21 protein-coding genes and 1 tRNA gene are annotated in these 21,687 nt (G+C 54.1%); 9 read left to right on the top strand and 13 right to left on the bottom strand.

The window, feature by feature from the left end:
- Positions 1 to 40: 40 nt before the first annotated feature.
- A complete protein-coding gene (locus tag ACK5LI_RS01600; protein ID WP_416945882.1) occupies positions 41 to 961 on the top strand; it encodes an ABC transporter substrate-binding protein in 921 nt (306 codons plus the stop codon).
- A 357-nt stretch (positions 962 to 1,318) separates the two neighbouring features.
- Here ACK5LI_RS01600 and ACK5LI_RS01605 read toward each other — a convergent pair.
- A tRNA-Arg gene (locus ACK5LI_RS01605) sits at positions 1,319 to 1,395 on the bottom strand.
- A 259-nt stretch (positions 1,396 to 1,654) separates the two neighbouring features.
- On the opposite strand from ACK5LI_RS01605, the gene ACK5LI_RS01610 reads away from it, so the two are divergent.
- The 4 genes from ACK5LI_RS01610 to ACK5LI_RS01625 are packed head-to-tail and all read left to right on the top strand — an operon-like array spanning position 1,655 to position 4,957.
- On the top strand, positions 1,655 to 2,233 hold the full coding sequence (locus tag ACK5LI_RS01610; RefSeq protein WP_416945883.1) for a UbiX family flavin prenyltransferase: 579 nt from the start codon (positions 1,655 to 1,657) through the stop codon (positions 2,231 to 2,233).
- Between the two features lie 34 nt (positions 2,234 to 2,267).
- On the top strand, positions 2,268 to 2,990 hold the full coding sequence (locus ACK5LI_RS01615; RefSeq protein WP_416945884.1) for a metal-dependent hydrolase: 723 nt from the start codon (positions 2,268 to 2,270) through the stop codon (positions 2,988 to 2,990).
- Positions 2,991 to 3,050: 60 nt separating this feature from the next.
- Positions 3,051 to 3,329, top strand: coding sequence for a GIY-YIG nuclease family protein (locus tag ACK5LI_RS01620; RefSeq protein ID WP_416945885.1), 279 nt, complete (start codon positions 3,051 to 3,053; stop codon positions 3,327 to 3,329).
- A gap of 41 nt (positions 3,330 to 3,370) precedes the next feature.
- Positions 3,371 to 4,957: a DEAD/DEAH box helicase gene (locus tag ACK5LI_RS01625; protein WP_416945886.1), complete on the top strand. Its 1,587-nt coding sequence runs from the start codon at positions 3,371 to 3,373 to the stop codon at positions 4,955 to 4,957.
- A 113-nt stretch (positions 4,958 to 5,070) separates the two neighbouring features.
- Here ACK5LI_RS01625 and ACK5LI_RS01630 read toward each other — a convergent pair whose 3' ends face one another.
- From ACK5LI_RS01630 to ACK5LI_RS01645, 4 genes are all read right to left on the bottom strand, one after another.
- Positions 5,071 to 5,808: a Rossmann-like domain-containing protein gene (locus tag ACK5LI_RS01630; protein ID WP_416945887.1), complete on the bottom strand. Its 738-nt coding sequence runs from the start codon at positions 5,806 to 5,808 to the stop codon at positions 5,071 to 5,073.
- Positions 5,809 to 5,816: 8 nt separating this feature from the next.
- Positions 5,817 to 6,485: a molybdate ABC transporter permease subunit gene (locus ACK5LI_RS01635; RefSeq protein WP_416945888.1), complete on the bottom strand. Its 669-nt coding sequence runs from the start codon at positions 6,483 to 6,485 to the stop codon at positions 5,817 to 5,819.
- Positions 6,486 to 6,488: 3 nt separating this feature from the next.
- Entirely contained in the window at positions 6,489 to 7,343 is an 855-nt protein-coding gene (gene modA, locus ACK5LI_RS01640) for a molybdate ABC transporter substrate-binding protein (protein ID WP_416945889.1), read from the bottom strand.
- 418 nt (positions 7,344 to 7,761) lie between these two features.
- The gene (locus ACK5LI_RS01645; protein WP_416945890.1) at positions 7,762 to 9,201 is read right to left on the bottom strand and encodes a PLP-dependent aminotransferase family protein; all 1,440 of its coding nucleotides are present in this window, start codon (positions 9,199 to 9,201) and stop codon (positions 7,762 to 7,764) included.
- 259 nt (positions 9,202 to 9,460) lie between these two features.
- Here ACK5LI_RS01645 and ACK5LI_RS01650 point away from each other — a divergent pair, with 259 nt between their 5' ends.
- On the top strand, positions 9,461 to 10,366 hold the full coding sequence (locus tag ACK5LI_RS01650) for an AzlC family ABC transporter permease (protein WP_416946013.1): 906 nt from the start codon (positions 9,461 to 9,463) through the stop codon (positions 10,364 to 10,366).
- Entirely contained in the window at positions 10,356 to 10,679 is a 324-nt protein-coding gene (locus tag ACK5LI_RS01655) for an AzlD domain-containing protein (RefSeq protein ID WP_416945891.1), read from the top strand. The genes ACK5LI_RS01650 and ACK5LI_RS01655 overlap by 11 nt, the downstream gene beginning before the upstream one ends.
- Positions 10,680 to 10,771: 92 nt before the next feature.
- Here the strand turns inward: ACK5LI_RS01655 and ACK5LI_RS01660 are convergent, their stop codons facing one another.
- Complete coding sequence (locus tag ACK5LI_RS01660) at positions 10,772 to 12,505, bottom strand: LytS/YhcK type 5TM receptor domain-containing protein (RefSeq protein ID WP_416945892.1); 1,734 nt, start codon at positions 12,503 to 12,505, stop codon at positions 10,772 to 10,774.
- 31 nt (positions 12,506 to 12,536) lie between these two features.
- On the bottom strand, positions 12,537 to 13,418 hold the full coding sequence (locus ACK5LI_RS01665; protein WP_416945893.1) for a LytR/AlgR family response regulator transcription factor: 882 nt from the start codon (positions 13,416 to 13,418) through the stop codon (positions 12,537 to 12,539).
- A gap of 159 nt (positions 13,419 to 13,577) precedes the next feature.
- Between ACK5LI_RS01665 and ACK5LI_RS01670 the strand changes: the two genes are divergently transcribed.
- On the top strand, positions 13,578 to 14,501 hold the full coding sequence (locus tag ACK5LI_RS01670; RefSeq protein WP_416945894.1) for a DsbA family protein: 924 nt from the start codon (positions 13,578 to 13,580) through the stop codon (positions 14,499 to 14,501).
- 245 nt (positions 14,502 to 14,746) lie between these two features.
- On the opposite strand, the gene ACK5LI_RS01675 is transcribed toward ACK5LI_RS01670, so the two are convergent.
- The 4 genes from ACK5LI_RS01675 to ACK5LI_RS01690 all read right to left on the bottom strand — a co-directional run bounded on the left by ACK5LI_RS01675 (position 14,747) and on the right by ACK5LI_RS01690 (position 18,618).
- Entirely contained in the window at positions 14,747 to 14,926 is a 180-nt protein-coding gene (locus ACK5LI_RS01675) for a hypothetical protein (RefSeq protein ID WP_416945895.1), read from the bottom strand.
- 516 nt (positions 14,927 to 15,442) lie between these two features.
- Positions 15,443 to 15,655, bottom strand: a complete 213-nt coding sequence (locus tag ACK5LI_RS01680; protein WP_416945896.1) for a hypothetical protein — start codon at positions 15,653 to 15,655, stop codon at positions 15,443 to 15,445.
- Between the two features lie 125 nt (positions 15,656 to 15,780).
- A complete protein-coding gene (locus tag ACK5LI_RS01685) occupies positions 15,781 to 16,200 on the bottom strand; it encodes a DUF523 domain-containing protein (protein WP_416945897.1) in 420 nt (139 codons plus the stop codon).
- Between the two features lie 477 nt (positions 16,201 to 16,677).
- Positions 16,678 to 18,618, bottom strand: a complete 1,941-nt coding sequence (locus ACK5LI_RS01690) for a lysophospholipid acyltransferase family protein (RefSeq protein ID WP_416945898.1) — start codon at positions 18,616 to 18,618, stop codon at positions 16,678 to 16,680.
- A gap of 234 nt (positions 18,619 to 18,852) precedes the next feature.
- Between ACK5LI_RS01690 and ACK5LI_RS01695 the strand changes: the two genes are divergently transcribed.
- Positions 18,853 to 19,224, top strand: coding sequence for a TraR/DksA family transcriptional regulator (locus ACK5LI_RS01695; protein WP_416945899.1), 372 nt, complete (start codon positions 18,853 to 18,855; stop codon positions 19,222 to 19,224).
- 478 nt (positions 19,225 to 19,702) lie between these two features.
- Here ACK5LI_RS01695 and ACK5LI_RS01700 read toward each other — a convergent pair whose 3' ends face one another.
- Positions 19,703 to 20,527 (bottom strand): carbohydrate ABC transporter permease, encoded by an 825-nt coding sequence (locus tag ACK5LI_RS01700; RefSeq protein ID WP_416945900.1) that lies wholly within the window; start codon positions 20,525 to 20,527, stop codon positions 19,703 to 19,705.
- Positions 20,527 to 21,645: a carbohydrate ABC transporter permease gene (locus ACK5LI_RS01705; protein ID WP_416945901.1), complete on the bottom strand. Its 1,119-nt coding sequence runs from the start codon at positions 21,643 to 21,645 to the stop codon at positions 20,527 to 20,529. The genes ACK5LI_RS01700 and ACK5LI_RS01705 overlap by 1 nt, the downstream gene beginning before the upstream one ends.
- Between the last annotated feature and the right edge of the window lie 42 nt (positions 21,646 to 21,687).

Consider the following 21,687-nt stretch of genomic DNA (forward strand, 5'->3'; position numbering starts at 1 on the left):
GTGCTGAGCCGACTGGTTTTACTGTAACCTGGAGGTTGGTTTGAAAAAGGCCGTACTCTATGCTGTTTTTTTGACTTGTTGTTTCTTTGCTCCCGTTAACGCACACGCAGAAGCCGTAAAATTTGGTGTTCCGCCATGGCCCGGCGTAACTGTGAAGACTGAAATTTTGGCACAGATTATCGAAGCCATGGGTCATGAAACAGAGCAGCTCGAAGTTGGCCCCGCCATTGTCTACAACGGGCTGACCACAGGCGATGTTGATGTGTATGTGGCAAGCTGGATTCCGCTTCAGAACGAAATGTTCAAGCCGCTGAAGGAGAAAAACGCCGTCGACATCGTGGGCGTTAACCTTGATGAAGCGGGCGTAAGCCTGGCAGTGCCCACCTATGTATGGGAAGCAGGTGTCCGGACTATCGCAGACCTTGATAAACATGCCGCTAAGTTCGACAGCACCATCTACAGCATTGAAGTTGGCAGCGGAATGCAGATTTCCACTGAAAAGATGATTAATAACGACGTGGCAGGTCTGGGCGACTGGACCATGTTATGCAGCCCTGTGCCTGCCATGATTCGTGCTGTTCAGGATAAAGTGCGCGAAAATAAGTGGGTAGTCTTCCACGGCTGGCAGCCTCATTGGATGGTGTTCCAGATGGACATGAAATTCCTTGAAGGTGTGCCCGGTTCGGAAGAACTGGTCAGCGAAAGTACGGTGTACACGCTGGCGAGCCTCGACTTTAAAGATCGTTTCCCGCAGGTGCATAAGTTCCTCGGCAACCTGTACATCAAAGGCGCAACCCAGAGTGAGTGGATTAACGAGTACGGCTTTAAAAAAGTAAGGCCCGAAGAAATCGCCCGCACATGGATTCCCGCCAACCTTGATACGGTGGAAAAGTGGCTGGAAGGCGTAAAGGCCAAAGACGGCAGCCCCGCTATTGAGGCCGTGCGCAAGGCATATATGTAGTGTTCCGCTCTAGGTGATATGTTCACCCGGGTGGTATTGTTAATTGCTCGCTACCGTAACAGTAAAAGTCCGGCACGAGAGTGTCGGGCTTTTTTGCGGGGCCTGGTTTTGAGTGATAAAGCGAGGAGAGCGGGAGGGGGGCGTGCAGCACGCAGTCGAGCGAACGTTAGATATAGTGATCGGGGTTGGAGTCATACGCATGAGCTGTCATTGCATAACATCTTTTAAGAACAACGGTTTTTTTAATTATTCCATTACAACAGGTGTTCCTGCTTGTCCGAAAGCAGAAATACACAGGGCTCTTTTTGCCACAAAAAAAGAGCTTACCACAACGGTGGTAAACTCTTGATTTTTTCATGGCGGGCAATACAAGATTCGAACTTGTGGCCTTCAGCTCCGGAGGCTGACGCTCTATCCAACTGAGCTAATTGCCCGAGAACCAAAATTTCTAATCTTCATGCTTGCAATCTGTCAAGAAATAACTGACACGAAAGACCAACGGTGGCACCTATTGGGTGGCGGCTATTCTCTGTTTGCTCAATGTGTCTGATTTTATACAGAATTGAACAATTTTGTATGCATGTTACGGAATCTCTGGCGTGTGGTGCACAATTTTGCTAAAAAAGGCCACCTGAGCGCATGGTGGTAATGCTGCGCGTCCTATTTTGCTTAAAAAACAAGACAAGGATCACCATGAAGCGAATTGTCGTGGGTGTTTCAGGGGCCAGCGGAATGCCTCTTGCGGTGACGCTGCTGAATGCGTTGGCATGTGCTGCAGGCGTAGAGACTCATCTTATCGTTTCCGGCGCTGCGGAAAAGGTGCTTTCGCTGGAGTCCGGCCTTTCTGTACAAAAGCTGACCGAGCTGGCCGATGTATGCCACGATGTGGACAACATCGGGGCCGCACCCGCAAGCGGGTCGTGGCGACATTCCGGCATGATTATCTGCCCGTGCAGCATGAGTACGCTGGGAGCGGTTGCCAACGGTATAGGGTCAAACCTGATTCATCGTGCAGCGGATGTAACGCTGAAGGAGCGTAAGCCGCTTATTCTCGTACCGCGTGAAACCCCGCTCAGCAGAGTTCACCTGCGCAATATGCTTGCTGCGCAGGAGGCAGGCGCAACTATTATGCCGCCTTGCCCCGGTTTTTATAGCAGGCCGGAGACTATACAGGATATACTCAATCATCTGGCAGGCAGAATGCTTGATCATTTAGAAATAGAGCATGAACTTTGCCGCCGGTGGGACGGAATGCCGTCAGCTGACGCCTAACAAGCTTCTACAGCCACATAGAGAGGAGTATCCGATGCAGCATACATTGACATGGCATGGCCATGCGAATTTTCAGATCGCCACCGAAGGCGCTAATATTCTTATAGACCCTTTTTTTGAGGGCAACCCTTCGGCAGGCACTCCGTGGGCAGATATTACAGCGCCTGATCTGGTGCTGGTAACCCACGATCACGGTGACCACGTAGGTCAGACTGTGGATATCTGCCGGCAGACTGGCGCCATGATGGGCGCTATCGTAGGTACGGCAGAAAAACTGGTCGGTGCGGGAGTGCCGCAAGGGCAGGTGCTTAACGGCATCGGCTTTAATATCGGCGGCACCGTGATGCATAACGGCGTGGCTGTGACCATGACGCAGGCGTATCATTCGTCCGAGTCCGGCGCACCCGCAGGATACATCATTACGCTGCCTGACGGCTTCACCATTTACCATGCGGGCGATACCGGTATTTTTTCCGGCATGGAACTGTGGGGCCGCCTGTACTCCATTGATGTGGCTCTTTTGCCCATCGGCGGAGTGTTTACCATGGACGCAAAGCAGGCTGCGCTTGCCTGCCGTCTGCTCAAAGCCCGTTCGGTAGTACCTATGCATTGGGGCACCTTCCCCGTGCTGGAAGGCAACACCGCACGGTTTAAAGAGCAACTTATGAATTTTGCTCCGGACTGCCGCCTCTTCGACATGAAGCCCGGAGAAACACTGACGCTTGAAACTGCGTCAGAAGGCTGTGCCTGCGACTAGCAGGGTTTCTCATGCGTGCGTCTGGCATCGTGCGCCAGAGAAAACACATCGGCGGTTTAGATGGATTGGGTAGTCTACCTGTTGGCCTGTGCCGACGGAACGCAATACTGCGGCGTTACCACGGACATGGATCGACGCCTTGACGAACATAATCGGGGCTGTGGCGCAAAATACACGCGCGCGCGGCGTCCTGTTTCACTGATCGTCAGCGCCTCGTTTCCTGACCGGAGCACAGCGCAACGGGTAGAGTGGAAAGTAAAGAGGCAGCCCTCCGGCAAAAAAAGAACCTATCTGCTGCAAATGGCAGAAGAGTTCCGCAATGCCGCAGCGTTGCCATAACGCGATGCCGAAAGACGCATAGCAAGGAAACACATAAAACAATGGTCGAAAAACTTCTTTTTGCAGATCTTCCCCTTTCTAAGGAAGTGCTGCGCGCTATTCAGGACATGGGCTTTGAGGAGGCGTCTCCCATCCAGACAATGTCCATTCCGCATATTCTTGCGGGTAAGGACGTAGTCGGACAGGCCCAGACAGGCACGGGCAAAACAGCTGCTTTCGGGATTCCGATTCTCGAACGCATTGACCCCCGTGACAAAGCCACGCAGGCCGTGGTGCTGTGTCCTACGCGTGAACTTGCCATTCAGGTGGCAGAAGAAGTGACAACTCTGGCTAAGTACAAGCGCGGCATCAACGTGGTGCCCGTGTACGGCGGTCAGCCCATCGAACGTCAGGTGCGCGCGTTGCGCCGCGGTGCTCAGGTTATCGTGGGTACCCCCGGACGTGTGATGGATCACCTCGACAGAGGCACCATGAGCATCGAAACGGTCAAAATGGCCGTGCTGGACGAAGCGGACGAAATGCTCGATATGGGCTTCCGCGACGATATCGAGTTCATTCTGGGCAAAATGGAGCAGGAAGTGCAGACTGTATTTTTCTCTGCCACCATGCCCCGCGCCATTCTGGATATGGCAAAGCGCTACCTGAAGGAGCCTGAATACCTCAAGGTTACCCAGAAGCTGCTTACCGTGCCCAGCATCGAACAGATTTACTTTGAAGTACGCCCCTTCCAGAAGCTGGAAAGCCTCTGCCGCGTGCTCGACGTATATAACCCCAAGCTGACCATCGTGTTCTGCTCCACTAAAGTGGGCGTGGACGAGCTGGCCACTAACCTGCAGGCGCGCGGCTATGATGCCGACGGTCTGCACGGTAACCTGAATCAGGCCCAGCGCGACCGCGTGATGAACCGCTTCCGTAAAGGCAACATCGATATCCTGGTGGCAACCGACGTGGCTGCCCGTGGTATCGACGTTGAAAACGTAGAAGCCGTGGTCAACTATGACATTCCTAACGACGTGGAAAGCTACGTACACCGTATCGGCCGTACCGGTCGTGCAGGCCGTACCGGTCGCGCATTTACGTTTGTTTCCGGTCGTGAATTCTATAAGCTGCGCGACATCAAGCGCTTTACCAAAGCGCAGATCGCACAGCGTCAGGTGCCTTCGCTTTCTGAAGTGGAAAATGCCAAATCCTCTCAGATGCTGAGCGATGTTACCAACCAGATCCGCACGGGCGGTCTGGAGCGCTACATCGAGCTGGTGGAAGGCATCATCGGTGAAGAGTTCACCTCTGTAGAAGCCGCCGCCGCACTGTTGCGCATGATGATGCACCGCAATGCAGGCGAAGCCGTGGCAGAAGAGCAGAAGTTCGGCGATACCGGTGCTCAGCCCGGTATGGTGCGCCTGTTCTTCAACGTGGGCCGCAAAGCCCGTGTGACCGCCCGTGACTTCGTAGGTGCCATTGCCGGTGAAACCGGTCTGCCCGGTCGCATGATCGGCTCCATCGACATCTACGACCGTTTCACCTTTGTTGAGGTGCCTAACGAGTTCGCTTCTGAAGTGCTGGCCGTCATGAACGGCAACCAGATTCGTGGCAACCGTCTTGCCGTTGAGCCTGCAAGCCGTCGCTAGTCAGCTGGAAGGCGGCCGTTAGCCGGTTGCCAGCCAATTTGGCATAATACTGAAGACAGCCCGTTCCGGAATGTCGGAGCGGGCTGTTTTTTATTATGGGCACCTGTCTGTTTTCAGCTGCTTTTGGGGCAGTAGCGTTGCCAACCCATGAGCGAAGCGGCTCCCGCTATGGTTGTGCCGTAAAACAAAACCGGCTTGCGGTCTGCCTGCTCTGCAAGTTCTCCGATGGTGTCGTTTGCCAATGTAGTGCCGGTTATCAGCAGCAACTCTGCCCATTCAAGCGCCTCTGCGGCCGTTTCTGCGCCTTCAATCTGCACACTGTAGCGGATCTGCCCGATGTTGTCGGGATCAAGGTCCACGATGCGCAGAGGCAGCTGTGCCGTGGTGACCGCGCTGGCCATGGCAGGTTGCATACCAATCAGGGTTATGCGCGGAGTACCGTAGTTGCGGCGGATAAACTCAGGCAGTTCTGCTGCACATTCCTGCGGGCCGCAGTCTTTACAGTGAATTGTGTTGGACGTGCGCTGCTGCCAGCGCATAACCGCGTTCATGGTGGACACAAAAACAGCGCGGTGGAAGTTACAGTTCAGGGGGAGGTCTGCAACCTGCTGTAATGTGCCGCTGTAGGTTCCGTAATGGTCGGTAAAGGCCTGTCCGCGTTCAGAGCGGAAATGAGCCTGCATCAGTTTTTCCTTGCCTTTCTGGATGGGAAAGTCAGTCTGTTGCGGTTTACCTATGGCTTCTTCCACTGTGAGCGGGCCGGCTGTTACTGCGATGGTTTCACCCATCAGACCTGCCTGCAGCCATTCGGCGGCAACTCTGTTGCGGATAGATTCAAGAATCGTCGGCATGATGACTCCTATAGAGCGGAAAGACGTTTGAGCATGAAAAAGATACCTAGCGAAAACAAACCGATAATGCCGGAGAGAACCAGCGCCCGGTCAAATTCCCCGCTGAAAACGGCATTGTATATTTCAAGCGACAACGTGTTTGTTTTGCCAATGATGTTACCTCCAAGCATCAATGTAATGCCTACTTCGCCCAGAGATCTTCCCATGGCCAGAAACCAGCCGGAAAGCACGCTGCGGCGTACATTGGGCAGCAGCACCTGCCAGAAAACCTGCCATTCGTTCTTACCCAGTACTCTGGCTACTTCCGCCAGCCTTTGCACTTCGCCGCGCAGTGCGGCTTCCACGGGTTTTACCATCAGTGGCATACCGGCAATGACAGAAGCAATGACAACGCCCGTAAAGCTGAAAATCATATCCACAGGCAGCATTTTTCCGAACACACCCTTGCGCCCGAGAAGCAACAACAGGAAAAATCCCGTGGCGATAGGAGGAAAGACCAGCGGCAGAGTAACGACAAAGTCCACAGTGGAGCGGACCGGACTTTTAGGGCCTGTCAGATAAAATGCCAGCAGCACGCCGCCCAGCAAAAGCAGAATACCGGAAACTGCAAGCGTTTTTGCGGTCAGCACAACTGGGCCGGTGGTTTCCGGCTGGGCGAGGATGGCAGCCACAGACATTGGTTACAGTCCGTGTTTCTGAATGATTGTTTTAGCCTGCGGTGTGGCCAGAAATGTCAGAAAGCTAAGGGCGGCTTGAGGTGCGGGGGCACCGTCCAGCAGGCCTGCCATGATGAGGATGGGCTTGTGTTTTGATGCATTCAGAACAAGATATCCGCCAAGCTTGTCGGCAACGTTCAAGGCGTGGGTCAGGTTCATGAAGCCCAGATCTACTTCTCCTGCCGTGAGGTATGAAAACACCTGTGGTACAGTGGCTACTTCGATCAGCCGCGGCTTGATGGCAGGCAACCTGCCTGTGGCGGTAAGATATTCGCGTGCGGCAATGCCATAGATAGCTTTTGATGCGTCCGGCAGGGCGATTCGCTGCATTCCGGCATCATCAAGTACGTCCGGCGAGGTAATGGTGTGTCCCTTCGGACAGGCAAGAACCAGTTTGCCGTGACCAAGTATCAGTTCCTGCGCAAACGGCAGACCGGCTCCGTGCAGGTATGTCTGGTCGCCTATGACCATATCCACTTTGCCGGTTTGACCGGCAAGGGTAGTGACACGGCCCATATTACCGTAGATACGGTCAACGGTAATGCCTGTGGACCGGGTAAATTGTTGCACCAGCGCGTTTACCATTTTTTTGTAACCGGCACCGGAGGCAAGCACCAGCTGAGGCTCTGAAGCCGGTGGATCTGCTGCGGCGGCTGGAGAAAATGATGTAAAAACGCACCACAGAAAAAGTAAAAGTACGCTGGCTTGTTTCAGAGAAAACGCTTCGAACAGCATGGTGTTGCGATGTTTTAGTGTGTGGGATACCGGTTTGGAAAAAAGCGGACGGGCAGATTCAGATTCTGAAGGGCGTGAACGCATGAGGCCTCCTTCTTTGTTGCAGATGGTGTGTGCAATGGAAAATCAGCAGGCTATCCCATAAGAATACTGTGCACACAGCACAAGAACGTCACGAAAACAGGTAAATACGTGACCGGCGATGGAGGGCAAACAGTAGTTTGCGGGGAGTTTTTTGGTGAGTGACCCGTCCCGAAATAAATTGACGGTCTTAAGATTGTTCAGGATCGGGCTGGGAGAGTACCCAAGCAGCCCGCTTTATATAGGTATTCCGGCGTGTTCATATTTAGGTCAAGATGAGGGCGCTACGTATCGGGATATTCAGTAGCTGCTCTTGCGTTTTTGCAAACGACAAAGGGCGCAGGAGTGCGCTCATCATCACTATTTCTTGTGGAGCTGATTCTCGGCAGCGGGCCGAGCACGTGGTTTCCCGCAGAGAAATTTATGCCAGTTCCTTCGCCAGTCCGCCTAATTCCCGCAGCGCTTCTTCCATCCGCTGATTCCAGATACCGCAGCAAGATAGGCGGATGTAGTTAGAGAACCGGTCTCGGGTTGAGAATATCGATCCCGGAGCAATTCCGATACGGCTTGCCCGGGCTTTAAAGAACAGATCTACTCCGTTGATGGCGGGTGGCAGCTCCAGCCACAGAACGCCGCCACCGCGAGGGCTGGTAACCCGTGTTCCTTCCGGAAAAGACGCAACTATGCATTCATGCATGTGGTGAATCTGGCCTTGCAATGCTGAACGTAGTTTTTTCAGTTGCTTGTCGTACAGGTCAAGGCGTAGAAACTCCGCAATGGCTGCCTGCGTGGGCGAGGTACAGCATACGTTGGTGGTTGCTTTTACTTCGAGCGCTTTTTCCATAAACCGTCCCGGCAGCATCCAGCCAGCACGGTAACCCGGTGCAATGGTTTTGGAATATGATGAGCAGAAGACCACAATCCCTTTTTTGTCATACTGTTTGAATGACGCAGGACGCTTGCCGTCAAAGTGCAGATCGGCTGACACATCGTCATCAACCAGCGGGATATTTTTTGCTGCCAGAATCTCGACAATTTCACGTTTGGCGGCATCAGGAGTGATGGACCCGTCGGGATTATTGAAGTTGCCGGACAGGATACAGGCGGATACCTCGAAGGTTGAGAGCGCCTTGGAAAGGTCGGCAGGGTTGATACCGTGCTTAGGGTCGGATGGAATTTCGACGGCGCGCAACCCGAGTGTTTCCAGAAGCTGTAGGAAGCAATGATAGGTGGGCGACTGGATGAGCACGTTGTCACCGGGACGGGTAAGTACGCGTAGGGCTATGTACAGTGCCTCCATGGCTCCGGTAGTCGCCACCACTTCCGATGCGCGTGTGGGCATACCATCTTCGCAGGCGCGTCGGGCAATCTGCATACGGTATTCCGTATTGCCCGGTATGGTTTCGTACGCCACACATTGTTCTGCGTTGCGGCGGGTCAGGTCGGCCATAATCTGCCCGAGTTTTTTACCGGGCAGCAGTGTCGGGTCCGGACTGACTACACCGAAAGGCGCCATCTGCGGGTTGCCTACGGCTTCCAATACGGTGGCTATCAGGCGGCTGCGGTTAGCCTCGCGCGGTTCTTCTTCTTCCGCGGGAGCGCTGTGTGGCAGAGGCAGCGGGCTGGGCAGCGTACGCACATAATAGCCGGAACGCGGCCGCGACTCGACTACGCCGCGCCGCTCAAGCTCCTCGTAGGCATGGCATACTGTGGAAAGACTGGCGGTGAGGTGCCGCGCAACTGCCCTGAGTGAAGGCAGGCGCGAGCCCGGAGGGTATTGCTTTGAATCGATCAGGCGCAGAACGTGCTGTTCGACTTCATGATACCGGAATGCTTCGCGTTGTGGTGATTCAGTGCTCATCTGTACTTACCGATTTTTGTAAAATCTGTATCTGTTCCGGCGACAGTATCTATGATTGAATATTCTCGTCAAGTTGAGAAGCCCTTGCCGCAGTTCCCTGTGTTAACGGAAAGGTAATGCAGGTTTATGCGAATAATTGACGGGCAACAAGAGGTATGAGGAGGTGGGCGGTATGTCCGTAACAAAAGGCGCAGGCGCAATGGTTGCCGGTGCCGTGGAAGAAACAGCAGAGGACGCAATGCAGAAAACTACCGCCACGATGACAGACAGGCAGAAGCCTGCCGAACGCGCCGCGCAGGGTATGCGTCGTGCTGTTCCCATTGTGCTCGGGTATCTGCCTGTAGGCTTTGCCTTTGGAGTGCTGGCAGATAAAACAGGATTGTCTGCTCCAGAAACAATTTTTATGTCGCTGGCTGTGTTTGCCGGTTCGGCGCAGTTGATTGCGGTGGGCATGTTGGCTGCTGCCGCCAGTGTGACCGCTGCCACCTTTTCCATTGTGCTGACCACGTTTGTGGTTAACTTGCGCCACCTGCTGATGTCGGCTTCACTGGCACCATATATGCGCCGGTGGTCAAAAAAAATGCAGGCCCTTTTTACGTTTCAGCTGACGGATGAGACGTTTGCCATGCATGCTGTGCACTTTCACGCGCAGGTAGCTGAATTGACAGGCGGACACAAAGATTGCGGCGGTGCACGGCAGGCTGCGGCCCTGCGTGACTACTCGCCCGACAAGGCAGAAACGACAGGGCTCAATATGACAGCCCAGCTGGGATGGGTGACAGGCTCTGCTCTGGGGGCGCTGTTTGGCGGCCTGATAGGCGATGTGAAACCCCTTGGGCTTGATTACGCGCTGCCGGCCATGTTTGTGGCGTTGCTGGTGGCACAGGTGCGGGGCAGACTGCATGTCATCGTTGCTGTTACAGCGGGTGCGGTCTCGGTGGGATTGTCGCTGGCCGGAGTAGGACAGTGGAATGTTATTATCGCCACCGTGCTTGCTGCTACGCTGGGCACAATGATTGCGGGGCGCGAGCCTGAAGCCGTTCAGTCCGCGGAGTGCCTGCCGGAATTTGATGACGAGATTGCAAACTCAGAGCAGCAAAGTGTGGGAAAACGTGATGCAAGCGACAGCGCGGCAACACCCGCAGGAGGCCGTCATGAATATTGATGTGGTTCTGCTTATTCTGGGCATGGCGGCAGTAACGTATATTCCTCGTCTGCTGCCTGTATGGATGCTTTCTTCGCGTACCTTACCGCCTGTGGTGGGGCGTTGGCTCAGCTTTGTGCCTACGGCAGTACTTTCTGCTCTGCTGATGCCTGCACTTGTACTGAAGGATGGTGCGCCGGATGTGTTCGGCAATGTGTATTTCTGGGCTGCGGTGCCCTCGTTTGCCGTGGCTCTGTGGACGCGTAGCTTCTTCGGGACGGTTGCGGCGGGAATGATTACTGTAGCAGCAGCCCGCTATTTCGGTCTGGCATAACGGGATTGCAGTGTAACAGCCTGAAAAAATGGTTGATATAAACGAAAAGCGTCCGGAAGGTTATAGATTGCTTTCCGGACGCTTTTTTTGTTTTACTGTACCATCGCCATTCTGGGCACCCGAAAGGCCACCTCTGTGCCTTGCCCCGGATGACTGTTGATGCTCAGCGTATAGCTGGGGCCGAATATCTGTTCCAGCCGCTGCATGCAGTTCACCACGCCGATACCGGAAGAGTGCGAGTCAAACGCATACGCATCTGCAGTTGCCGAGCCGTTGCGGCGGCGCGAAAGGAGCTTTGCCACCTGCCGCGCGTCCATGCCCACGCCGTTGTCAGCCACGCGTACTGCAAGTTCTTCGCCCTCTTTGCCTATGTGTAATGTAATGATGCCGCCCTGTTCCCGCTGTGCAATGCCGTGGCGTACGCCGTTTTCCACTATCGGCTGAATCAGCAGGGGGGGGATGGGCCAGTCGCCGCAGTCCGGCGCAATGTCTACTTCTACTTTTACACGGTCGCCAAAGCGCGCCTGTTCGATGGCAAGATATGATGCCACCTGAGCCAGTTCTTCGGAAAGGGGCACAAGCCCGCGGCTGCTGTCGAGGCTGCGGCGCATATATCGCGAAAGGTCCAGCAGCAGCTCACGCGCCTTGTCCGGGTTGGTCCGGCAGAATGCGGCGATTGTATTCAGAGAATTAAACAGAAAGTGCGGATTGATCTGGGCCTGAAGGCGGCGGATTTCCGCATGAGCCAGCATACGGGCTTTCAGGTGAATGTCTTCCAGCTCCAGTTGGGTGGAAAACAGCCCACCCAGACCTTTTGCAATTTCAAAGCGGATATTATCCAGCGGTTCATGTGCACTGCCGTAAAACTTCAGCGTGCCGGTAACAACGTCTCCTTTACGCAGGGGGATGATAATGGCGGAGTTGAGCGCACACCCCTTGTGTCCGCAGGCTATCTGGCGTTTTCCACGCAAAAAGGCAGGTACGCCGGACTTGAGCACCTTGCGGGTGGCTTCCGTCTGAATGGCTTTTTCCGGCAGATGGTGGTCGCTTCCTGAACCTATATGAGCCAGTACCGTTTCGTTGTCGGTGATGCTGACAGCCGCTAGCGGGACGTTATCGTAAATCAGGCGTGCCGTCGCTGCGGCGGATTCTGTATTCAGGCCGCTGCGCAAATGGCTTACCGTCTGGTTGGCGATGAAAAGAATTTGCTGCGCGTTGCTGGAATCGCGGCGTTCGCGTCCTTTTGAAATCATGTTGATGATCTGTACAAACAGAGCGGCTCCCAGAGAGTTCACCACAATCATGGGCATGCCGATAACTTTGACCAGTTCCAGCGCCTGCGGAAACGGGCGGGAAATAGCGAGCACCAGAATCATATGCAGGCTTTCGCCGAGAATCCCGAGAAGTCCGGCAAGACGCCAGTCCATGCTGTCTTTGATGCGCCACGCAATAAGTCCTGCCACTAATCCTTCAATGACAGTGGCAAGTCCGCACGGAAATGCGCTGAACCCGCCGGGGTCGATTACATAACGATGCAGACCGGCAATCAGGCCGGCGCCGAAGCCGACAACAGGTCCGCCGAACAACCCCGCCGTGATGGCAGCCATAGCGCGCAGGTTGGCAACGGATTCAAAAATAGCGTTGCCGCTGTATGTACCCAGAATGCCGAACAGCCCGAAGAAAAGAATGCAGAAAACCTGTTGCAGAGGCGAATTGGTGTCGCGGCGCAGTTTATGAACGTGACTGATGGAAAGCAGAATAAAAGCGCCCGCAACAAGTAAGCCGAAGCGCTCGATAAGCGTGATGAGCAAAATGCCCGTCGTCATGGTGTGTCTCCGCTGAAAAACGGAGCGGAGGCTAAATCAGCCCCAGCCGCTCCTTGAAATCTTTGACCCTGCTGCGGTTGACCGTGATTTCAGTCTGACCCGGGTCGCTCATGACAATGCTGTATTTGCCGTGCATCCACGGCGTGAATTCGCGAATATGGCGCATGTTGACCAGCTCGCCTCTGGAAACGCGGAAAAAGTCATGTCCGCCCAGTTTGTCTTCCAGCTTTTGCAGGTTGGTTACGCCATGGCAGGGGGCCACGCCTTCAATGGTATGTGCCCACAGCCGCTTGTCCTGTGCCTGAATGAAAAAAACTTCATCCGGTTGCAGCAGAACAATGCGTCCGCCACGTTCTATGGCAATGCGTGTAAGTACATTGCGCTTACCCATATGCTCCAGCAGCCGCTCCAGCCGCGTTTGGTCATTTGCAGTATGCGGTGCAGCAAGGTTGGCGAACAGCGAAGAAGCCAGAGAATAAGTTGCCGACGCCGCGCTTCGGGGCGTGCGGGGCTGTTGTCCGGCTGCCGGTGAGCTTTCGGAACGGGTTGCCAGCGCTTCGCGTACACGCTCCAGACTTTTGGCAAGACGGTCTTCTTCAATGGGTTTTAGCAGGTAGTCTACGGCGTTTTCTTCAAAGGCGCGTATGGCGTACTGGTCGAACGCTGTGGCAAAGATAACAAGCGGAGGATCGGGGTAATCAAGAAGTTGTTCTACAACATGAAATCCGTCATGGCCGTACATCTGGATGTCCAGAAATACAAGATCGGGCTTTTGCTCATCAATTAAAGCCAAAGCCTGCTCTGCAGAACCCGCAGTGCCCACCAGCTGCACATCCGCAATGCCGGAGAGCAGGTAGACCATTTCGTCTCGTGCCGGGGGTTCATCATCCACAACGATGCAGCGAATTGTCATGCCCAGACCCTAATGTGCCTTTGCCTGCTTGTCCATAGGGCGCTACGTGCGTTTATAAAAGTACGTTGCATGCGGGGCTGTGTCGCTTGTTTACGCAATATCATGTTGTCAGGACAAGGATAATCCTGCCACTAACGGCATAAAGCGGGGCCATCGGGTATGAACGAAGAAAAAGAAGGGCGCAGGCAACGTGGCGAATGTATTGTCAGTGCTTGCCCGCAAAGAGTGTGCGGTGTACACACACTGAAGTTCTACTCTATAGCGGAGGCTTACAAACTGATGATTCTTAAAAAGCAAGGCGGCGTGTTGGTCGCCATGATTTTAGCGGCAGTGGTGGCCCTTTTTGCCGCGCAGCCGGCACAGGCAGAAGATGCCGAACTGAAGGAAGCAATCCGGCAGGTACTGCGGGATAACCCCGAGCTGGTCATGGAAGTGTTACGCCAGAACAGCGAGCAGGTTTTTGATGTGGTACGCGACGGCAACCGTATTGCCAGAGAGCGGGCCATGCGCGCTCAGTGGCAGGCCGACATGCAGCAGCCTAAAAATGTGCATTTTGAAGATCGTCCCATACGTGGCGCGGCAGATGCGCCTGTAACAGTGGTGGCATATTCTGATTTTACCTGTCCGTACTGTGCACAGGCAGCAGGTACCGTGGCAGCCCTGATGGAGCATTACAAAGGCAAGGTGCGGCTGGTGTTTAAACATTATCCGCTCAAGTCGCATGATAATGCAGAGATTGCTTCGCGCCTTTTTGTGGCTGCAGGTATGCAGGATGAGGCAAAAGCATGGGCGTTGTATGATGCCATGTTCATGGAACGTGGCCGCGTAATCAAAGAAGGACAGCCCTTCATCGTGCAGAAGGCCGAAGAACTGGGCCTGGATGGCAAAAAACTGGTTCGGGATGCAAAGAGCGAGTTTGCAAACCGCATTCTGCAGGAAGACAGAGCCGAGGCTGAAAAGCTGGGTATCGAAGGAACGCCTACATTCCTTGTAAACGATATCGTGGTACGTGGCTCGCTGCCGCTGCAGCAGTTTGCCGATGCCATTGACATGGCATGGGCCGGTGCGGAAAATCGCAACTAGCCAGTCAGATCAGTAGATAAAAACAGAAAGTAAAAAGGGCGGCTTCCTTACGGGAGTCACCCTTTTTTTGTGTAGCCGATACATGACAAATTTTTTGTCCGGCTTTGTCTGTCTGATGTGCAAGCTGCTTGTGGCAGGCACGGTCCGGCTGGCATCAGCGAGCTTGTTTATTCAAATAGCTCGTCTGGGAATAAAAGCGCATAACGTCATCGGATACTTCGCTGTTTTTCAGAAGTCGGTATTTGTTATTTCCCTTCTTTTTCCTGCCTCTTCGCTTCCTTGCGGGCAAGAGTCAGACCTGCAAAAAAGCCACCTACCATGCCGACAGCAACAGCGCGGGGCAGGTTGTCGCTGATGCCGAGTAACGCGCCGAAAGCCCCCAGCGCACCGCCTATAAGAATGCCGCGAACAAGATAGTTGGACATATATGCTTCCTGTGTGTGCGGCTGCGCCGCAAAGGCTAAATGGTTGCTGTAGAAAGGTGAACGTATGGAAAGGATGCGCCGGCTGTCAACTGCCGCATCGTTTTGAGAAGCCGGGCACGACGTATGAGTAAGGTACGCGTGGAAACGGCAGGTATAACAAAGGGGCGGGAATGTATGCCGGCATTTGATGCAAAAAAGTTGCCGGAAAAAGGAGTCCCCCGACCGCACGGTGCGGTCGGGGGTAGAGCAAAGGAGGTATTGGACGGGTTTTCTTGTGCCAACCACAACCGGCATGGGCGTTGCCAAGGTTGGCTTCTGTCGCAGAGGTGGTGTCCTCATGGCAAATCGTATATATAATCCCGCCGGGCGGGTTTGCATGCTGGGCAAGGCCCCGTTGGCCTTGCCACGTCGCCATCTTTCGCAGTGCCGACCACCTTTGGGGAGGAGGAAACCAAGTGGTCGGTGGGGAACGGGGTTCCCGATATATCAATTCGGTCAAATGCGTGACCGTTAGCGCTAGGGCTTTCGCCCTGTCGGCTGCTTCAGGCCGGACATCCCCCAGAGCGCCACACTCTCGAATCGGGGGTGTCCGGCATAGGAAACTGCCGTGTTGTCCATGGCCTGCCTTGGGCGGTCAACCGCGTGTGGTTCATAAGCGGCAGGCCGGAATATGTAGGATGCGTCTGTTTCAGAGGAAACTTCATTCGCCATTTGTTTTGTATAAAGCATATGCCGTGCCAAAACTGAAAAAGCTGCAATATCATAATGTTATTGCAGCTTTTGAAATTGTGCCATGCAGTATGTGCAATGAGATGCACATTTTTTGTGCAAAAAAACATGCACATGTGCAGGCCTCAGGAAAAGTAGGTATCCTCTTGCACCATAAAGTTGTGCTTGCGCAGAAGAGAGGCAAAAACTCCGCTTCCGGTAATCAGGCTTCCGGTAAAAGAACCGTCGTAAATTTGCGTTGCTCCGCAGGAAGGTGAGCGGGACTGAAGAATAGCACCCTGTGCACCGAAAAGCTGTGCCAACTCAAGAGCCTGTTGCGCGCCCGAGGTAAATTGTTCCGTCACATCTTCGCCTGATTCTGTGTAGATGCGGTCGTTTTTCATTTCGGCTTTGCCTCGCGGGGTGGGCAGTCCGCCAAGCTGTTCAGGACATACGGGCAAAGCCTGCCCGCTTTTGATAAGCTCCAGAACACGCTCATGCGGTTTACTTTTTCCGTCATAGCGACAGCAGACACCGGCAAGGCAGGCACTTACGATATAACGCATGGAAAACTCCTTTCAGGTAATTTACGGGGGTGAATCCAGTTGACGCAACCGGCAGAACCCCGCAGGAACTGTGGTCCTGCGGGGTACGCTTGTCAAGCCGCGCTAGCTGTATCCGCGGCTTTGGCAGAAGGTACAGGGGCGGTCTGCGTTTCCGGCGTGCTGGGCATGACCGGAGGAGTTACGATCAATACCCGCACAAACGCAGTGGCGAGGGATTTACCCTGCACTCTTCCCGGGATGATATCGGAGCGGCTGCTACAGATTGCGGATAACGCGGAAAGAAGCCACCCGAAAGCAGGTAATGCACCAGCATGGCATACCAATCTTTTCTGCAGGGCTGTTATCTGAAGTATTCCTTTGGTCCCTGCTTTATGTCTTTAGCCGGTTTGCCTGTCGCAAGAGACGGCAACTCCGGCGGCGTTATCATGTTTGTTCAGCCTGTATGAAACACGCTGCTTGTGTGGACACAGCAGGCTGTTACGCGCTGTTACATTTTCTGAGAAAGTTTTCTGCATCCTCATTACCCATGTACCGTTGCAGCATGGCTGGAGGAGCGTCCGCAAGGTCTATGCACAAAAATGCATCCAGTGTTTTGAATGCTGTGTCTTCGTGAAAGGCTGCTATCTTGCCGCCAAGCTTGAGGTAATGTTTGAAAAGTATGGGAATAGAGCGCCCGCCCTCAACGTCTTTAACCAGATTGCATAATCCGCTGAACTGCATTGCCTGCAGATTCACCATGTCAGGAGCTCTTTTGTCCTTTTTATACTGCGGTGTTTTGCGGCCTGACACCATACCGGCAAGGTAGGTGTCATAGTGATGCTGAACCATAAAGGAAGTCAGGACATTGCGTGAATACGGACTATACTCAAGGCTTACACTCACAGGGCCGAAGAGCCTGCGAACACCGGGGCGGCGCAGTACAAAGCGGGCAATGCCTTTCCAGAGAAGCAGCAACGGGGCGTAGTCCCGTTGGTACGGTCTGGTTACAAACGCGCGGCCCAACTCCAGCGCGTTGTTGTCTTGCGTGAAAAAGCGTGAGCTGAAGCGAAACAGCGTGGAAGAATATAGTCCTTTGATGCCGTATTCCGGCAAGATGCGGCCTGTCTGTCCGATACGGTATGCGCCTGCAAGCCGTCGGTCTTCTTTATGCCACAGAATGATGTGGTCATAATGATTGTCGTATATATCAGTATCCAGTGCCTGCCCGCTGCCTTCGCCTACTTCCCTGAAAGAGATTTCCCGCTGCCTGCCGATTTCGTGAAGAAAACAAGGCGTCTGCCAGGCGCGGGATTCAAACACCAGATACTTTTCTTCCTGTACGAGAATCTGCTCTTCCGGCAACTGGCTGAGCTCCGCCTGCAGTCGTGCCAGAGGAAAAGGTGCTGCCACAGGAGCCTGTTTTGCAGGCGAGACATGAACAGATCGCTTTTCAGCTCCGGCAGGTTGCGCAAGAGCATAACTGCGGGCTCGAAGGTAGGCGGTAATGTCCGCATCATCCGGCAGATTGCGAAAGACGGATGGCGGTATGATGCGGCCCACGTTCAGTCTGATGGTGGACGAGCGTTTTTTTAAAAGTTCCGCAGGCAGCATGGCTGTGCGCGCAAAAGGGTGGATAAGCCCCAGCAGGTTAAAGAAAATGCTGTTGCGCCCTTCAAAGTGCAGGGGCAGTACGGCGGCTCCTGTACGGCGTATGATGCCCGCTATGTTATGATTCCACGCCGGATCAGTGATGGCGCGGCGAAGCGGATGCAGGTGCGCTACCTCTCCGGCGGGAAAGACACACAGGCAGCCGCCCTGACGCAGATGCCCCATGGCGGCGCGCAGCCCGCGGATGTTTTCGCGGCGGGCTTCTTTTGAAGAAAACGGGTTTACCGGCAGGATCATGTCCCGGATTTCAGGAATGCTGCGTAACAGAACGTTTGCCAGAAACAGCGTATCGGGGCGAACAGGGAGCAGAGTCGCCATCAGCACCAGTCCTTCCAGCACCCCGAAAGGATGGTTGGAAACGATAACCAGAGGCTTGTCCGCGGGCAGGTCGGCAAGATCAGCCTGATGCTGCATATGCACATCAAGATTGATATCAAGGATTTTCAGTGCGTCACGGGCAAAGTCGAGCGGAGCTTTCCGGCTGCGCCCTTCTGTCTGCATGTCTGACAGTCTGCGAAAAATGTCTGTGGTGAAGGCGGGAGCATACGGTTTATGCGTATTGCCTCTCTCAGGTGTTGTTACCGTTGCGGCGGCACTGCCTGTGGCAACTTGTTCGTACATGGAAAGCAGTAACGGCAGGCGCAACGCGTGTATCAGTGAGTTACGCAGCGGTTTCGGAAGGGCTTTTGCCGCAGGGGGAAGAATTGAAAAAGGAATGTTATGTGCCTGCGTGGAAAGCAATGCCTGCTGTCCGGTGCGTTGTTTCAGCATGTGTTCACCTTTCCTTGATTAGGGTGCTGTGCCGAAGATGGTTTTCACACCGTTGTGCTAGGCGTGTGGTGTGAACATGAGGTGAACAGCAGGTGACTGTTTGATGAAATCCGGCGGCAGATAACGGGCGCAACGTGTTTGTAAGAAATCCGTAACGGAACTGTCGTGCAGAGATGAGCCTGAAGAGGCAAAACCCTGAAGCATCAGAAAACTGCAAACTCATGGAGTACAGGCATGAATGACAACGGCTTTTGTTCCATTGCACGGTCTTTGCGCGATAAGGTGGCGTTTCTGAAGCATCAATGCGGCATGAAATCCGGCCCCGAAGCGGCAGTGCTAGCATGTCCGGATGAAAATGAACTGGCCTCGCGTCTGGCGGAACATACGCTTGATATGACGTTGCATGAAAGGCTGGCAGAACAGCTGGTGGCTGCAGAGTCCGCGCTTAAGCGCCTTTCTGCCGGAGCATACGGCATATGCGGCGAATGCGGTGAAGAAATCGGCATTGCGCGTCTAACGGCAAGCCCTACCAGCACATTGTGTATCCATTGCCAGGAAGAAATGGAGGCTGCGCCGTCAGCACCGTATCAGGGGTTGTACGCGTGAAAGCCGCAGGCTGGATTAGTGTCCGGCTGACAGCATTATCTTGCTTCCGGTCATATGGCGGGAACATTTTGTTAGTATAATTGCCGTCCTGCACAGCTGCTTGCCACATACCTAGCGAGTACAGACTTTGTGTCTGTTTTATAGGTAGTCAAATCTGCGGTTCCGGTAGCAAAGGGTGGGCAATACCTTTTGTCTGCGCGGGCTGATACCTGAGCATGCCTGATTTGGCCCTGCACAGGGAGGCGTGCGTACGCGATGTTTGTGCCCGCTTGCTGCCACGGCTTTTGCGGAGTATCATCAAAGTCACTAGGCGGTGTATTTGAAGCGCACACAGCGTGCAGGTGCAAAAGGCACATGCATAATTATACGAAAATGAAGCGAAAAAGAGGGTGCAGCCTGCATTATGCGGACTGCAGAAGAAAGACGGACATTCCGGAAGGAACGCCCGTCTTTTGTTTTTTGGTGTGCGTGGGCCGGATTATTCTTTTACCGAACCGGCCAACAGGCCGCGGATAAAGTAACGTCCCAGCAGAATGTACATCAGCAGCACCGGCAGTGCGGCAATGAAGGAGCCCGCCATGGGCAGGTTCCAGCTGACGGCCTGTCCTCCGGCCAGCTGGGCAAGGCCCACTGTTATGGGAGCAGAGGTATGTTTGGTAAGCGTTATCCCCCACAGGAATTCGTTCCAGATCTGGGTACACTGCCACAGACTGGTTACAACAAAACCCGGAATGGAGAGCGGGAAGATTACATGACGGTAAATGGAAAAGAACCCTGCGCCGTCCAGCTGGGCAGACTCCACAAGCGTTGTGGGAATCTGGCTGTAGAAGTTGCGGAAGATCAGCGTGGTGATGGGCAGTCCGTATACGATATGGGCAAGAATCAGCCCCGGCAGACCGCCGTACAGATTCATATCGCGCAGCAGCTTGAACAGCGGAATAAGGATGATCTGGTACGGAATGAACATGCCGAAGAGGAACAGCGTAAAGACGATTTCACTGCCTTTGAATTTCCATTTGGAAAACACATAGCCGTTCAGCGATCCGAGCACGGTAGAGCCTATCGTACCGCAGACAGTCAGAATAAGGCTGTTGATAAAGTTGGGTCCCAGCTTGCGCGCCGCATCGGCAAAGCTGGTCCAGTTGGCCGCAGAAGGCAGTTCCCACGCAGTGGGCAGGCTGATTTCCGCAGGCTGCTTAAGAGCTGTGATAAGCGCCATGTACGCAGGCGTGATATACAGGATAGCCAGCAATACCAGCACCAGATACAGCAGCACGCGGGAAGGAGAGAATGCGCGGTTCATTAGTAGCCCCTCCTTTTCTGCCGATATGAGCTGACAAGGTACGGTATGATGAACATGGCGGCCAGCAGGAATAGAACAACGGCAATGGCTGCACCTTTGGCAAAATCGTTTGCCCTGAATGTGGTCAGGTACATAAGCAGAGCAGGGTGGCCGGTGGCGGCATTATCCGGCCCGGTCATGGCAAAGATAAGGTCAAACATCTTCAGCGAGATATGCGAAAGAATGATAACAGCGCTTATGGTGATGGGCTTGAGCATGGGGATAGCCACATAGCGGTAGTATGCCGCCTGTGATGCTCCGTCCAGCTGGGCTGCGTCTGCGATATCCTGCGAAATGCCGTGCAGCCCTGCCAGATACAGGGCCATGGTATAGCCCGAATACTGCCACACCGTGGCAACGATAATACCTATTGTGGCAAGGTTGAAACCGTGCATTTCTTCCATGAACAGCGCTTGAGGCAGGCTGCTTCCGGCGATGGCAACAAACAGCCCCAGCAGAGTTCCTGTTGCAAGCAGCTTTGTGGCGCGCTTACGTTTTGAACGCAGATAGGCAAAGCCTGTGACGATAAGCACAGCGGCAATTAGGGAAAGAAGCATCGGCAGCAGGTTCTGCCAGTTGAATGCGAAAATGGTTTCTTTGCTGGTCAGCCATTTGAAGCTGAGTTTTTCAAACCCGAAGTACGTAGGCAACACGTTGACGCCGCCCTGTGGAGCCAGCAACCAGCGCCATATTGTGCCGCTGACGATGAAAGACAGCGCCATGGGGTACAGAAAAATTGTGCGCAGGATGTCTTCGCCGCGGGGTTTTCTGTCCAGCAGAATGGCTATGAACAGCCCGAGTCCTATGGCTCCTGCCAGCAACGTGACGGAATAGAACGTGGCATTGACCATGTCCTGCCGGAATCGGCCGTCAATAAAGCCTGTAAACAACTCTATGTAGTTTTCGAAGCCGATGTAATTGATCTCGGGATTCAGCGAGAGTGCCGCGCCGCGTCCCCAGTCTGTCAGCGAAATCTGAATGGTGTTGCCGATAAAGCCGTACACAAACACCGCAATGAGTACAATGGACGGCGAAAGCGTAAGTAGCGCTTTCCATTTGTCCCGAGAAATATCAGCCATGATTCTGGTTTCCCGTGTGATGCGCCGGAGGCTGTGCAGCCT

Source organism: Oleidesulfovibrio sp. (genome assembly GCF_047973035.1).
Classification (GTDB): Bacteria; Desulfobacterota; Desulfovibrionia; order Desulfovibrionales; family Desulfovibrionaceae; genus Oleidesulfovibrio.

What these genes read in the sequence shown, in the direction of transcription:
- ACK5LI_RS01610 (WP_416945883.1), top strand. Translation starts at nt 1,655, where the DNA reads ATGAAGCGAATTGTCGTGGGTGTTTCAGGGGCCAGCGGAATGCCTCTT.
- ACK5LI_RS01615 (WP_416945884.1), top strand. Translation starts at nt 2,268, where the DNA reads ATGCAGCATACATTGACATGGCATGGCCATGCGAATTTTCAGATCGCC.
- ACK5LI_RS01620 (WP_416945885.1), top strand. Translation starts at nt 3,051, where the DNA reads ATGGATTGGGTAGTCTACCTGTTGGCCTGTGCCGACGGAACGCAATAC.
- ACK5LI_RS01625 (WP_416945886.1), top strand. Translation starts at nt 3,371, where the DNA reads ATGGTCGAAAAACTTCTTTTTGCAGATCTTCCCCTTTCTAAGGAAGTG.
- ACK5LI_RS01630 (WP_416945887.1), bottom strand. Translation starts at nt 5,808, where the DNA reads ATGCCGACGATTCTTGAATCTATCCGCAACAGAGTTGCCGCCGAATGG.
- ACK5LI_RS01635 (WP_416945888.1), bottom strand. Translation starts at nt 6,485, where the DNA reads ATGTCTGTGGCTGCCATCCTCGCCCAGCCGGAAACCACCGGCCCAGTT.
- modA (WP_416945889.1), bottom strand. Translation starts at nt 7,343, where the DNA reads ATGCGTTCACGCCCTTCAGAATCTGAATCTGCCCGTCCGCTTTTTTCC.
- ACK5LI_RS01645 (WP_416945890.1), bottom strand. Translation starts at nt 9,201, where the DNA reads ATGAGCACTGAATCACCACAACGCGAAGCATTCCGGTATCATGAAGTC.
- ACK5LI_RS01650 (WP_416946013.1), top strand. Translation starts at nt 9,461, where the DNA reads ATGACAGACAGGCAGAAGCCTGCCGAACGCGCCGCGCAGGGTATGCGT.
- ACK5LI_RS01655 (WP_416945891.1), top strand. Translation starts at nt 10,356, where the DNA reads ATGAATATTGATGTGGTTCTGCTTATTCTGGGCATGGCGGCAGTAACG.
- ACK5LI_RS01660 (WP_416945892.1), bottom strand. Translation starts at nt 12,505, where the DNA reads ATGACGACGGGCATTTTGCTCATCACGCTTATCGAGCGCTTCGGCTTA.
- ACK5LI_RS01665 (WP_416945893.1), bottom strand. Translation starts at nt 13,418, where the DNA reads ATGACAATTCGCTGCATCGTTGTGGATGATGAACCCCCGGCACGAGAC.
- ACK5LI_RS01670 (WP_416945894.1), top strand. Translation starts at nt 13,578, where the DNA reads ATGAACGAAGAAAAAGAAGGGCGCAGGCAACGTGGCGAATGTATTGTC.
- ACK5LI_RS01675 (WP_416945895.1), bottom strand. Translation starts at nt 14,926, where the DNA reads ATGTCCAACTATCTTGTTCGCGGCATTCTTATAGGCGGTGCGCTGGGG.
- ACK5LI_RS01680 (WP_416945896.1), bottom strand. Translation starts at nt 15,655, where the DNA reads ATGCTTTATACAAAACAAATGGCGAATGAAGTTTCCTCTGAAACAGAC.
- ACK5LI_RS01685 (WP_416945897.1), bottom strand. Translation starts at nt 16,200, where the DNA reads ATGCGTTATATCGTAAGTGCCTGCCTTGCCGGTGTCTGCTGTCGCTAT.
- ACK5LI_RS01690 (WP_416945898.1), bottom strand. Translation starts at nt 18,618, where the DNA reads ATGCTGAAACAACGCACCGGACAGCAGGCATTGCTTTCCACGCAGGCA.
- ACK5LI_RS01695 (WP_416945899.1), top strand. Translation starts at nt 18,853, where the DNA reads ATGAATGACAACGGCTTTTGTTCCATTGCACGGTCTTTGCGCGATAAG.
- ACK5LI_RS01700 (WP_416945900.1), bottom strand. Translation starts at nt 20,527, where the DNA reads ATGAACCGCGCATTCTCTCCTTCCCGCGTGCTGCTGTATCTGGTGCTG.
- ACK5LI_RS01705 (WP_416945901.1), bottom strand. Translation starts at nt 21,645, where the DNA reads ATGGCTGATATTTCTCGGGACAAATGGAAAGCGCTACTTACGCTTTCG.